The sequence below is a fragment of the Halorussus salinus genome (assembly GCF_004765815.2).
Lineage (GTDB): Archaea > Halobacteriota > Halobacteria > Halobacteriales > Haladaptataceae > Halorussus > Halorussus salinus.
The window spans coordinates 319,736-332,567 of the sequence record NZ_SBIS02000007.1 but is presented as its reverse complement, the minus strand read 5'-3'; the positions used below and the strand labels follow the sequence as shown (position 1 = coordinate 332,567).

At 65.8% G+C, this 12,832-nt stretch carries 10 protein-coding genes; 6 read left to right on the top strand and 4 right to left on the bottom strand.

What is annotated here, in order from left to right; translation table 11 throughout:
- Positions 1-62 precede the first annotated feature (62 nt).
- A complete protein-coding gene (locus EPL00_RS15230; RefSeq protein ID WP_135853566.1) occupies positions 63-1,928 on the top strand; it encodes a cation:proton antiporter domain-containing protein in 1,866 nt (621 codons plus the stop codon).
- Between the two features lie 148 nt (positions 1,929-2,076).
- On the opposite strand, the gene EPL00_RS15225 is transcribed toward EPL00_RS15230, so the two are convergent.
- The 3 genes from EPL00_RS15225 to EPL00_RS15215 all read right to left on the bottom strand — a co-directional run bounded on the left by EPL00_RS15225 (position 2,077) and on the right by EPL00_RS15215 (position 5,691).
- Positions 2,077-3,978, bottom strand: coding sequence for a PQQ-dependent sugar dehydrogenase (locus EPL00_RS15225; RefSeq protein WP_135853567.1), 1,902 nt, complete (start codon positions 3,976-3,978; stop codon positions 2,077-2,079).
- 283 nt (positions 3,979-4,261) lie between these two features.
- Complete coding sequence (locus EPL00_RS15220) at positions 4,262-5,404, bottom strand: thiolase family protein (protein ID WP_135853568.1); 1,143 nt, start codon at positions 5,402-5,404, stop codon at positions 4,262-4,264.
- A gap of 104 nt (positions 5,405-5,508) precedes the next feature.
- Positions 5,509-5,691 (bottom strand): hypothetical protein, encoded by a 183-nt coding sequence (locus tag EPL00_RS15215; protein WP_135853569.1) that lies wholly within the window; start codon positions 5,689-5,691, stop codon positions 5,509-5,511.
- Positions 5,692-6,100: 409 nt separating this feature from the next.
- Here EPL00_RS15215 and EPL00_RS15210 point away from each other — a divergent pair, with 409 nt between their 5' ends.
- The 4 genes from EPL00_RS15210 (at position 6,101) to EPL00_RS15200 (ending at position 10,721) form a co-directional block, all read left to right on the top strand.
- Entirely contained in the window at positions 6,101-7,906 is a 1,806-nt protein-coding gene (locus EPL00_RS15210) for a flippase activity-associated protein Agl23 (protein WP_135853570.1), read from the top strand.
- Between the two features lie 89 nt (positions 7,907-7,995).
- Positions 7,996-9,387 carry an ATP-binding protein gene (locus EPL00_RS15205; RefSeq protein WP_135853571.1) on the top strand — a complete coding sequence of 464 codons (1,392 nt, stop codon included), beginning with the start codon at positions 7,996-7,998 and terminating at the stop codon, positions 9,385-9,387.
- A gap of 226 nt (positions 9,388-9,613) precedes the next feature.
- Positions 9,614-9,736 carry a hypothetical protein gene (locus EPL00_RS24085; RefSeq protein ID WP_274381002.1) on the top strand — a complete coding sequence of 41 codons (123 nt, stop codon included), beginning with the start codon at positions 9,614-9,616 and terminating at the stop codon, positions 9,734-9,736.
- 109 nt (positions 9,737-9,845) lie between these two features.
- Positions 9,846-10,721, top strand: coding sequence for an MBL fold metallo-hydrolase (locus EPL00_RS15200; RefSeq protein ID WP_135853572.1), 876 nt, complete (start codon positions 9,846-9,848; stop codon positions 10,719-10,721).
- A 21-nt stretch (positions 10,722-10,742) separates the two neighbouring features.
- Here the strand turns inward: EPL00_RS15200 and EPL00_RS15195 are convergent, their stop codons facing one another.
- Positions 10,743-12,251 carry an arylsulfotransferase family protein gene (locus EPL00_RS15195; protein WP_135853573.1) on the bottom strand — a complete coding sequence of 503 codons (1,509 nt, stop codon included), beginning with the start codon at positions 12,249-12,251 and terminating at the stop codon, positions 10,743-10,745.
- A gap of 116 nt (positions 12,252-12,367) precedes the next feature.
- Here EPL00_RS15195 and EPL00_RS15190 point away from each other — a divergent pair, with 116 nt between their 5' ends.
- A complete protein-coding gene (locus EPL00_RS15190) occupies positions 12,368-12,814 on the top strand; it encodes a DUF6653 family protein (RefSeq protein WP_135853574.1) in 447 nt (148 codons plus the stop codon).
- Positions 12,815-12,832 lie beyond the last annotated feature (18 nt).

Here is a 12,832-nt window from a genome sequence, read left to right as displayed (position 1 = left end):
CGGCCGCGACCGACCAGTTTAAACACCCTTCGCCACTTTACACGGATACGGAGGATTACAAAGTGGCAGCAGAAGGTGGCGCACTTGTCCCGATCGTCGCCGCAATCATCGGTCTCGGTGTGGGAGCGCAGGTCTTAGCCGACCGTTTTCAAGTGCCCAGCGTGCTGTTTCTCATCCTCGCGGGTATCATCATCGGCCCCGAGGGTCTACGGATAATCACGCCCGAAGCGTTCGGTGGTGCGCTGTCGGCCATCGTCGGCCTCTCGGTCGCAATCATCGTCTTCGAGGGAGCGTTCCACCTCACCGTCGAGAAGCTTCGTGAGGCTCCTCGGGAGACGGTGAAACTCGTGACCATCGGTGCCATCGTCGCGCTGGTCGGCACCGCGGCCGTGGTCCGGTTCGCGCTCGGGGTCGGTTGGGACGTGGCGATGCTCGTCGGGTCGCTGCTGGTCGCGACCGGTCCGACGGTCATCACGCCCATCTTGGAAGTGGTCCCCGCCCGCGACCGCGTCGAAATCGCGCTCGAAACCGAGGGCGTCGTCAACGACGTGACCGCCGCGATTCTGGCGGTCGTGACGTTCGAGGTAGTCGTCCTCGAGAACCCGACGGTCAACGCAGTCGTCTCCGACTTCGTCCGACGGCTCGGCATCGGCGTCCTCGTCGGCCTCGTCGTCGCCGCAATCGTCTGGTACCTGCTCCGGTACGTGGACCTCTCGCCGACCAACGCCCCCCAGAACGCGCGACTCATCACGCTGGCGGGTGCGCTGGTCGCGTTCGGCAGCGCCAACACGCTGGCCGCCGAGGCCGGAATCGCGGCGGTCGCCACGGCAGGTATCGTCCTCGGTAACGCCGACGTTCCGTACAAGGAGGACATCGAGGCGTTCAAGGGCGACATCACCCTGCTCGTCCTCTCGTTCGTGTTCATCGCGCTGGCGGCCCTGCTCCAGTTCGAGAACCTGCTGGCGCTCGGACTCGGCGGCCTCGTCGTCGTCGCGGCCGTGGCGCTCCTCATCCGGCCGCTCGGCGTCCTCCTCTCGACGACCGGCGACCGTTACACCATCAACGAGCGCATCTTCATGAGCGCGGTCGGACCGCGGGGCATCATCCCGGCGTCGGTCGCCACGCTGTTCGCGGTCCAACTGCAGAATCAGGGCCTGAACGAAACTGCGAACGTCCTCGTCGGGACCGTCTTCCTCGTCATCTTGGCGACGGTCGTGTTCGAGGGCGGATTCGCTCGACACATCGCGGAGTACTTAGACGTGATACCCATGCGTGTAATCATCGTAGGAGGCGGGAAGGTGGGCCGCTCGCTCGCCGAACGCCTCGAAGATCGCGGCGAAAACGTGGTCATCATCGAGAGAGACCAAGAGATGGTACAGCTCGCCCGCAGTGAGGACTTCACCGTCCATCACGGGGACGGAACCGACACCGAAGTCCTCAGAAGCGCGGGTGCGAACAACGCGAAGATCGTCGTCGCCGCGACGGGCGACGACGACGCGAACCTGCTCGTCGCACAGCTCTCGAACTCGAAGTTCGACGCCGAGACTGTCATTGCGCGGGCCAACAACCCCGACAACGTCGACGCCTTCGAGGACCTCGGCGTGAAGACCATCGACGCCTCGTCGGCGACCGCGTGGGCCATCGACAACGTCATCGAGCGCCCGGCGCTATCGGACTGGATGACGGAACTCGGCCGGTCGGGCGACGTACAGGAGATAGAGGTCACGGCCGACGACATGGTCGGCAAGACCATCGCGGAACTCGACGACGAACTCCCGAACGGCGTCCTCATCGCGCTGGTCGGCCGGGACGGCGAGAGCGAGGTGCCGAACGAGGAGTTCACCCTCCAGCACGGCGACCACATCACCTTCCTCGGCCGGAAGGAGTCGGTCCGGCAGGCCATCAATCGGTGTCACCCGCGGGCCTGACGCCGGTCGAGGCGACAGCCGATTTTCCTCCCCGCGCTCGCGGCGTGACCGCGAGTGCGGTCATTTTCCGGTTCCGCGTAGCACTTGCCGGTCTCGGGTGACGACAGTCACCCTACGTGACGACCGTCGCTCTCTGTGACGACTGGGTTTAGCGGTCCTGTGCGGCCGCGGTGGTCTCGCCGGTATCGACCGTGGTGGTCTCGCCGGTATCGACCGTGGTGGTCTCGTCGGTATCGACCGTCGTGGTCTCGTCGGCGGCCGTAGTCGTCTCGCCGCCTCCCGTGGTCGTCTGTTCGCCGTCGCCTTCGCCCGGCGGCACCAACTTCAGTACCGCGCCGGTGTCGCCCTCGGGGACGCCGCGCTTGCTCACGAGGACGTAGATTTCCCCGTCGGCACCCCGTCCGAACTGCCGGACGAACCAGTCGAATCCGCCGGTAATCCGGAGTTCTCGCATCTCCCAGAGTTCGTCGCGCGGGACGACCTGCCCGTCGTCCGCCGTGGTCGTCTCGCCGCCCTCGGTCGTGGTCTGGTCTTGGAGTGCGGCCTCTTGGGTCGTCGTCTGTTCGCCCGTCGCGGTGGTTTCGTTTCCTGCCGTAGTGGTCTCTTCTGCCGCCGCAGTCGTCTGGGTCCCGCCGCCCTGCCCGAAGTCCTCCGGCGGGTCCGCGGTCAGAATCCGGCCCTGCGGTTCCTGTCGGGTCGGGTCCTCGGTCCAGACGCCGTAGACGTACTTGCCCTGCATCCCGGAGATGGTCGATTGCTCGTAGCGATGCCCGCCGACGATGGTGATGCCGACCCACTCGTTTTGGTACTGGTGGGGAAACTCCACCACGGGGTCCAGAAGCGGGCCGCCGCCGTGCGGTTGGTCGGGCGCGTTCTGCGGACAGTCGGTGATGGCGTCCGCGCTCCCCGGTTGCTCCGTGCTGAAGCAGTGAGTGCCCTCCTTGACGTTCCAACCGTAGTTGCCCCCGCGCTCTACCACGTCGGCCTCCTCCCAGAGGTTCTGGCCCGCGTCCGCGACGAACATGTTGCCGTCGCTGTCGAACGAGATGCCGAACGGGTTGCGGAACCCGTAGGCGTAAATTTCGTCGCGGCCCGGCGCGTCGCCCGCGAAGGGGTTGTCGTCCGGGATGCCGTAGGGCGTGTTCTCGCCCTCGCTGTCCACGTCGATGCGGAGGATGTCGCCCAGCAGGTTGTGGACGATGTCCTGTCCGTTGCCGCCGGTGTTCCGGTCGTACCAGTCGGGAACGTGGCCGTACATGTTGTCGTTCGCGCCGCCCCCGTCGCCCATCGGCACGTAGAGGTAGCCGTCGGGACCGAACGCCATCGGTCCGGCGTCGTGGTTGTACTGCGGATGCGGAAGTCGGAGGAGTTCGCGCTCGCTGTCCGGGTCCCCCGACGAGAGGTCCTCGGTCGCTCGGAACTCCGAGACGACTTCGATGTGGTCCCAGTTGATGGTCCGCAACTCGTCGGTCGGCGGCGCGCTGTAGTGGAGGTAGAACTTCCGGTTCTCTTGGAAGTTCGGGTGGAAGTCGATGCCCAGCAGTCCGCGCTCGTCGTAATCCTGCGTGTCGGAGGCGTACAGCCCGTAGAACCGCCCCAACTCGACCATCCGGTCGCTCACGTCCACGAACGGTTCGTCCCGCAGGCCGTCGGGCGTGACGACGTACACCTGCCCGGTCTGGTCGGTGACGTACTGGCGGTCGTTCTGGCCCTGCGCGACGGCGAAGTCAGTCGGCGCGGTCAGGTCCCCGTCGGCGACGACTTGCGTGCCGACTTCGGTGCCCTCCTCGAAGAAGCCGTCTCCTCCGCCCTGCTGTGTCGTCGTCTCCTGTCGCGCTCCGGCGGGTTCGCCTTCGGGGTCGCGTCCGGCCGCGAGACCGCCCAGTCCGGCGACGGACCCGGCGGCGACCCCCTGTAAGACGGTTCGCCGCGAGGTGTTCGCTCGGCGCTGGTCGTCGCTTCGCGTCGCGTCGTTTCGGTCGTGGTCGGTATTCCGGTCTTGTTCGTCGTTCGAGTCGTGATTCCGGTCCGCATCAGTGTCGTTACTCATCGAGAACCCTGAGTTGGGTCGCTATCGACTCGCATAAGGTGCCACGTTAGTTCGACGGTGGTGGGTCGGGTTTCTCTCGGATACTGGGAATTACTACGTCCCCCGCTCGACGGAATCCGAGCCTTCGCGTCCTACCCACTGCGTACCGCGGGAAAAATGATAGATTTCCAATCGTATTTCGAGTGCCGTCCTCCCGGTGTCGGCGGCTTCCGACCGAGGTCCGTGGCAGACCACCGACCGTTCGCCGCGTTCGGTCGGCTCCTTCGTCCGCTCGGTTCGCTCGCTACTTCCGCTCGAAGGTAATCGCGGCACCCTGACCGAAGCCGACACAGAGTGTCGCCAAGCCCTTGTCGGCGTCGCGCTTCTGCATCTCGTGGACGAGCGTCACGGGCAGGCGCGCGCCGGAGGCTCCCAGCGGGTGGCCGATGGCGATTGCGCCGCCGTTGACGTTGAACTTCTCGTCCGGGACGCCGAGTTCGTTCTTCGCGTAGACGGTCTGGCTGGCGAACGCCTCGTTGAGTTCCACGAGGTCGAACTCGTCGATGGACTCGCCGGTGCGCTCCAGCAGGCCCTGCGTCGCCGGGACCGGGCCGATGCCCATCACGGTCGGGTCCACACCGGTCACGTTGTTGTCGCCGACGTAGGCCATGATGTCGAGGCCGTGTTTCTCGGCGAACGCCTCGCTGGTGACGAGCGTCGCGGACGCCCCATCGGAAATCTGCGAGGAGTTCCCCGGCGTCACGGTCCCGTCGGCCTTGAACACCGTGGGAAGTCCCGAGAGGGCTTCCATCGAGGTGTCCGGCCGGATGCCCTCGTCCTCCTCGACCAGTCCGTCGTCGGTCTCGATGGGGACGATTTCGTCGTCGAACCGGCCCGATTCGGTGGCCTCGGCGGCGCGCTGTTGGCTCCGGAGGGCGTACTCGTCCTGTTGCTCGCGGGAGACGCCGTACTCCTCGGCGACCTTCTCGGCGGTCATCCCCATCGAGAGTTCGCCGACGTTGTAGTGGTCGGCCATCCGCGGGTGGACGTTCCCGTAGCTCTGGCTCATCGGGACGCGGCTCATGTTCTCGACGCCGCCCGCGATGATGGCGTCGCGCTGGCCCGCGCGGATGGCGTCGCTCGCGCTGATGACCGCCTGCATCGAGGAGGCACACCAGCGGTTGATGGTCGCGGCCGGGACCCCTTCACCGAGGTCCGAGAGGAGCGCGATGACTCGCGCGACGTTGTTGTCCTGCTCCTCGCGCTGTTGTGCGACGCCCCACATCAGGTCGTCTACGTCCTCGCCCGTGAGTCCGGTCTCCGATAAGATGGTGTTGACGAGCGGAACCGAGAGGTCCTCGCTCCGCGTGTCGGCGTACACGCCGTCTTCCTTGCCTTGTGGCGTTCGGACCGCCTTGGCGATGACTGGAGTGGTGTCGTCTCCCATGCCTCCCTATCGATTCCGAACGGCCTTAAATGACAGTAGAACTCGGCCCCCGTGGCGCGAAGTTTCCGACCGTCTCCTCGACTCGCCGACCGAGACGCTCCGCTCTACTCCTGAAACATCGGGAACGTCACTAGGAGTACGATCCACCCGAATAGCGCCCCGGCGAGCAGACTCGGGTCGAGGTACGCGTCGAGACTCAGTTCACCGGTGAGAAGCGGCGTCCAGACGGCGACTCCGAGGAGGATACCCGCGGCGCTGACGACGACCCACCGACCGTACTCGCTCATACGCGGACTCCTCGCCGCAACGACATAATTCGACGGGAACGTTCTTTCTGCTGGCTTTTCTCGCGGCGCGCGGGCGGGGCGCTCTCGTGCGCCCCGTCCCGTGCGAGGGCCGAGGACCGCAACGTAGTGAGGACCGCAGGCGGTTGGGGAGGACGTGGTTGTCGTGGTGCGGGGCGGTGCGGTCGCGGTGACTCCTTGGCGTCGGCAACAGTGCGGTTCGTAGTCGCGGCCCTGCTAATAGCACTTGTTCGAGAATACCCGCCAACGAAGCCACCCCAGAAACGCATCGGTCCAGAAACTATTTGTCCGAACCCGCGGCTATAACTGTCCAATGACTACCTCGGCTCGCGTCGCCCGCAGAACGCTCGCCCTCCGCCCCACGCAGACACGAGGCACTGAAACCTAAACGATGGCATCGCAAACCGAAACCTCCGACACCGGCGTCTCGACCTCCGACACCCGCGAGACGCTGACGGGCTACGCCTCCCGGACCCAACTGGTTGTGGCCGGAATCGCCGTGGTGGCACTCCTCGCGCGGTTCGTGATGCTCGGGGCGCGCGTGGCCCACCAAGACGAGGCCCGCGTCGCCTACTGGGCGTATCGGTTCATGGAGAACGGCGTCTACGAGTACCGACCCATCGTCCACGGCCCGTTCCTCACCATCGTGGACGGCCACCTCTTCTCGGTGTTCGGGGCCTCCGACTTTACGATGCGCTTTATCGTCGCGTTGATCGGGGGACTCCTCCCGCTCGGGGGGCTCCTGTTCCGCCAGCGGTTGCGGGATTCGGAGACCGTCGCGCTCGCGCTCCTGCTGGCGTTCAATCCCGTCCTGCTCTACTACTCGCGGTTCTACCGCAACGACCTCCTGCTGGCCGGGTTCATGCTGTTGGCGTTCGGCTTCTTCGTCCGCGCGTACGACCACCAGCGCCCTGTTTTTCTCTATGCTGGAACCGCGTCGTTCGCACTGGCGTTCACGACCAAGGAGAACGCGCTGGTCTACCCGGTCTGCTGGCTCGGAGCCACGGCCCTGCTGTGGGACCACCGGCTGTTCGTCCAGCGCGCCGGGGAGCGCGGCCTGCTGACGGTCGTCCTCGACCGACTCCGGACGACCGCGCGAGGACTCTCCGATTGGTGGCCCTACCTCACGCTCGCGGTCTTCGAGTTCTTCGCCATCGTGGTGTTCTTCTACGCGCCGCGAAACACCGACCGCATCCCCGGCTTGGACGTGCCGGGCCTCTACGAGGCGCTGGGCAATCCCGCGCTCCTGCCCGCGGTAATCGGCCACGCGACCCTCGGGTCGTGGAACGCCTTCCTCGGCCAGTGGGGCGAGGGCAACACCGAGTCGTACCTCGGGGCGCTGACGGCGATGTGGCCGGTGCTTGAGTCGGGCGCTATCGTTCTCCTCGCGTTCTCCATCATCGGGTTCGTCGTGGACCGCTACACCGGCGAGCGCCCGAACGACGTGGTGTCGTTCGCGGCCTACTGGGGCTTTTCGAGCGTGCTGGGCTACCCCGTCATCGTGGACAACCCCTTCCCGTGGGAGGTTATCCACATGATAGTGCCGCTGGCGATTCCCGCCGCGGTCGGCCTCGCGTTAGTCGGTCGCCTCGGCTTCGAGAGCGTGACCGACGGCGACGCAGTGTCGGCGACGGCGGCCGCGCTGGTCCTGTTGCTCGTCGTGGGGCAGGTCGGCGCGACGGCGGTCGGGACCTCCTATCTCGACGCCCAGAGCGAGGAGAACGAACTGGTCCAGTACGCCCAGTCGTCCAGCGAGATGAAGCCCGTCCTCCACGAGATTCGGGACGCCGCGAACTCGAACGAGGGCGTGGACGTGCTGTACTACGGCGACGACCCCAACTTCGACGGCGACAACCTCTACGCGCCCGACCCCTCGACCCACGACGCGCCGCCCGCGGGCGACGGCTGGTTCGCCCGACTCCCCTTCGCGTGGTACATGGAAGTCTTCGGCGCGGAGACCGACAGCGTGAACGAACCGGAACTCGTCCAGCAGGAACTGAACGACGGCCAGAAGCCGCCCGTCGTCATCGCGCTCGGCGAGGCCGACACCTGCTCGGAGGAGTACGACAATGCCGGGGACATCCAGCAGTACGTGGACGGCTACGAGCGATACGAGGTCCAGCGGTACCTCCACGACAGCGGCTGTGTCATCAGCACGACCGTCATCTACGTCGACGAGAACGCGACCGGGAACTGAGGGCGCTCTCGACCGGTCGTCGTGGCTACTACCGAGACCGACGCGGCCTTCGACGCGCTTAAGCACCTTTGGCGTCAAAACTCCGGGGAATGAGCGACGCGGCACTGGATGTCGTCGAGTTTCTGCTCACTGCGAGCCTCTACAACGACAACCGAGAGCTAGACGAGAACGACCTTCCCCCGCGCTACCGACAGGTGTTCTGGCCCGACGGGGCTACCGATACCGGCCCGGACCGGCCGGGGAGCGACGACTCGCCGCTGGGCATCGAGCGCCCGATTCGGGCGACCATCGACACCGCCCGGCGAGCGACGGGCGTCGAGAACCCGTGGAGCGCGATTTCGGAACTCATGTTCAGCGACCGCGACGAGTTCTCCGGGGCGCTCGAACTGACCCAGCGGGAGATGGCCGAGGAGTGGTTCCTCGACAGGGCCGACGAGCGCGTCCTCCACAACCCCGTGCTGGCCTACGCGTTCGGAGACGAGGTAGACGGGGCCGACTACGAGGCGGCCCGCGAGGCCAACCGCCCCGTGCAGGCCGACCGCGCGTGGATAGACGGCCTGCTGGCCCAGTACTTCGCCGACGAGGAGGAAGAGGAGATGCTGGACCTCGTGGACATCCGCGCGCCCGAGGAGATAGAGACCACGCTGGACGACCTCGTGCTGACCAAGGACCAAGAGGCCGAGATTCACAAGATAGTGAAGGCCATCGAGCATCGGGAGTATCTGGCCCAAATCGGCCTGCGCGAAATCGGGAAGCTCCTGTTCGTCGGGCCGCCGGGGACTGGCAAGACCTCGACCGCTCGGGCGCTGGCCTACGATTTGGACCTGCCGTTCGTGGAGGTCAAACTCTCGATGATTACCAGCCAGTACCTCGGCGAGACCGCCAAGAACGTCGAGAAGGTCTTCGAGGTCGCCAAGCGACTCTCGCCCTGCATCCTCTTCATGGACGAGTTCGACTTCGTGGCCAAGACCCGCGCGAGCGACGAACACGCCGCCATCAAGCGCGCGGTCAACACCCTCCTGAAGTCCATCGACAACATCAGCCTGATTCAGGACGACGTACTCCTCATCGGCGCGACCAACCACCCCGACCAACTCGACGCCGCGGCGTGGCGGCGCTTCGACGAGATCGTCAACTTCCCGAAGCCCGACGAGGGGATGCGCTCGGACATCCTGCGACTCATCACCCGGCCGATGGACATCGTGGACTTCGACCCCGACGAGTTGGCCGAGGAGACCGAGGGTCTGACCGGGAGCGACCTCCGGATGGTCCTCCGGGAGGCGGTGTTGGACGCCCTGACCGAGGAGCGCACCGCGCTCACGCAGGAGGACTTCGTGGACGCCATCAAGGACTTCGAGGAGCGGGACAACCTCAAGGACCTCGACATGATAGAGGGCGACCACGACGCGCTGGTCGCTGGCGGCGACATCTCCGAGTCGAGCGGCGCGAGCGCCGACGGCGGCCACAGCCACGACCACTGAGACAACTCGTTTTCGTATCTATCGTCCAAACGGCGTAGAGGCGACTACGAGAATCGAAATCCGAAGGAGCCGCAGCAGTTACACTGCGGCCGACCTCCAGTAAGCCCATCAGGTGATACTTCTGCTATATTTATAAATGTTCCCACCGGCTACGTGTTCGTTCGCTCGAATATTCGAATAGAAAAATACAAGTCTAAAATGACTAATTAGACTACTGGAGGTTCCGATGACCTCCAGTAAGCCCATTCCTTCGTCCGAGGAAGCGAGGAGGTGGCTCCGAATCGCCGCGAACGTCGCGACGATTCTCACCTGCCTCCTCGCGACGGCCACGGCCTTCGGTTGGCTGTGAACTCCCCCATCACGGGGTTCGGACGGAGATTGTCGCACGGGCTTGCATCTTTCACTTTCGCCGCCGCGTCCCGGAAAGCTTTGTACCCCAAGCGACTACTCCGAACCGAATGCAGGTCACCCTCCTCGGAACGGGCGACACGACCGGCACGCCCACGCCGGACTGCGACTGCGACACCTGTCGGGAGGCCCGCAATCCGGGCGACGCCACGCGTCGGCGACTGCGCGAACGCGGTATCGACGCGAGCGGCGGCGTCGAACGCTCCCGGTTCTCCGTCCACGTCCGCAACGAGCGCACCGACGAGGCGCTGTTGATAGACGCCAGCCCCGACTTCCGCCACCAGTTTCTCACGCACGAGGTCGGCCTGCCCGACGAAGCCATCATCACTCACATCCACTTCGACCACTTGGACGGACTGGGCAACGCCTACAGGCTGTTCGACGACTTGCCGGTCCACGCGGCTGACGAAGTAGACCCCCTGACCGACGAGAGCGTCGCCGACACGATTCGCTCGAAGTACGACTACTTGGACCGGGTGACGGTCCACGACCACGCGCCCCTCGAACCGTTCGAGACCTGCGGGTTCGAGGTGACGCTGGTGCCGGTCGAACACCCGCCGATGCTCTGCTACGGCGTCGCTGTCGAGGACCCCGAGACCGGTGCGAAGCTCTCGCTGACCGGCGACACGAACTACGCGGTTCCCGACGAGAGCCGCGACGAGTTGGCCGACGCCGACCTCCTGCTGGCCGACGGACTCGTGCCAGCCCACCTCTGTCACCACCACCCGCTCGGGGGCGACCACCACGACGAGGAGGGCGTCCCCCGAACGTTCGGCACGAAACACATGACCCGCGAGGGCGCGCTCGCCCTCGGCGACGAGTTGGACGCCGCGGAGACGCGACTGGTCCACGTCTCGCACTTCTATCCCGCCGACGAGGCGTTCGCCGAACCGCTCGCCGTGGATGGCGAGCAGTATCGGCTGTAGAAGACGACGCGAATTTCGGTTCTAGCGGCGGCGACGGACGCCGATGCCGAGCGCGACGAGCAGTCCCCCGAGCGCCGCGAGCGCGCCGAATCCGGGGACGCCGGTCGAGTCGCCCATCGGTTCCGGTTGGGTCTCGGTCCCGTCGCCGGTCGCGTCCGCTCCGGCGTCGTCCCCGCCGGACTCGTCGTCCATCGCGCTCTGAGCGGTCGTCCCGTCCGCGCCGGTCTCGTCGGTACCGGTTCCATCGCCGGTCGGCGACCCGCCGTCGGCGCGGCCGGTAATCTGCTCCAAGGTGGCGTGGCAGTTCCGAAGCGAGGTCCGGTCCTCGTGGATGTCGCTGTCGCCGCGGAGTTCGACCGTGCCGGTCTCGTTCAGGTCGGTCATCGTCGGACCGCCGTGTTCGCCCGCGGGGATGCGGGCGGCGTCGTACACCAGCCACGGCGCGTAGAACTCCCAGACGACCTCGCCGTCGGGGGTCACTTCCAGCACGCGGTGGTTGCTGGAGTCGGTGACGAGGGTGTTGCCGCTCGGGAGTCGGTCGGCGTCGCGGGGCCAGTTCAGGTCGCCCGTCAGGGTCCACGTCCGGGTCCAGCCGTCGCCGTCCGTCAAGTCTCCATCAGGGTTTGCGTACTCCACGATGCGGTCGTTCTCGCTGTCGCCCACGAGGAGGGTCGGCGTGCCGTTCTCGCTTTCGAGGTAGTCCGGATTGTGCTGTTCGGCGAGGATGTCTTTGTTGCCGTCCTCGCCGAGTTTCATTACGATGTCGTTCGTGGAGCGGTTCACGACGATGGCTTGGTCGAAGTTCCGGGGTGAGGCCAGATACAGTCCCTCCCCTATTTTGTCCACGTCGTTGACGTGGGTCCAGTCGTCGGTGTAGTTCTCCTCGAGGTTTTGGGGGTCGTAGTGGTCGTCGAAGCGCCACTCCCACTCGATTTCTTCGGTGGTGCGGTTGTAGACGAAGATGCGGTCGTCGTTGCGCTCCGCGGAAGCGTTGTAGTTGCGCATGTTCGCCAGCAGAATCTCGGTCCCGTTGTTGATGAGGTCGGCGTCGTGCGTGTCGCCGAGGTCGAAGGTCTTCGCCCAGACGCGCTCTTGGGTCTCGGGGTCGAACTCGTAGACCAACGTCTTGTGGCCCTTCACAGTCGCGGTCACGAAGATGTTCCCGTTGTCCATCGGGTCCACGTCGTAGCCCCAGACCACGCCGTACTTCTCGGCGCTCTGGTGGACCCACTCGATTTCGCCGCTCGGGCCGACGCCGACGAGTTTCGCCGGGCGCTTGCCGCCGTTCTCGCCGAATTTGAACCCTTGCACGCTGATGACGGTCGTCCCGTTCGCGGGCGCGGTCATCGTCCCGACGCAGGAATTGGGCGCGTCGGAATCGCTGGCAGTCGTCTCGTTCTGGGCGAGCGCGACCGAGCGCGAGTCGGTCGTGACTGCCCCGTCCGTGACGGCCACGGCGGGGACTGCCATCGAGAGACAACACAACACGGCTAACGCGACGGCGAGCGGCCGTCGGGCGGTCGATTGCATGGATGGTGGTATCGGTGTTGGTCGGTTTACCGCTACTGGTTAGGACGCGGTTACTCGGCCGGAGCTGTTGGGACTCCGACGTGAGTATTTTGTGTTCTCCCGCAGTATTCGACGCCATGTTCGGCGTCCTCCGGCGACGCCTCGCCGACGCGGAGTTCTGGGAACGCCACGAGAACCCGGCGTCGGGGTGGACACGCTTACCGACCGCACCCCTGCTGATGTACGCCATCTACGCGCGGAACTGGAGGCTTTTGGCCGCAACGGTGGCGTTCGTCGTCGTCAACCCGATTCTCTTCCCGAAGCCGGGTCCCGAGGCCGACGACAGTTGGATGACGCGCGGTGTCCGCGGCGAGCGACTGTGGGTGCAGGGTGCCGACGCGGGCCGGGCGAACCTGCTGAATGTCGCCAGCGCCCCGGCGTTTCTCTGGGCGATTTACGCGGCGATTCGGCGGCGACCCGCTCGGACTGCCTTCTTCACGGCGCTGTCGATGGCGCTGAAGTTGGCGTTCGTCAACGAGATGGTGAAACTCTACGACCGAGCGGTGGCGAGCGAAGAAGCGTGACGACCGCCTCCCGCGAAC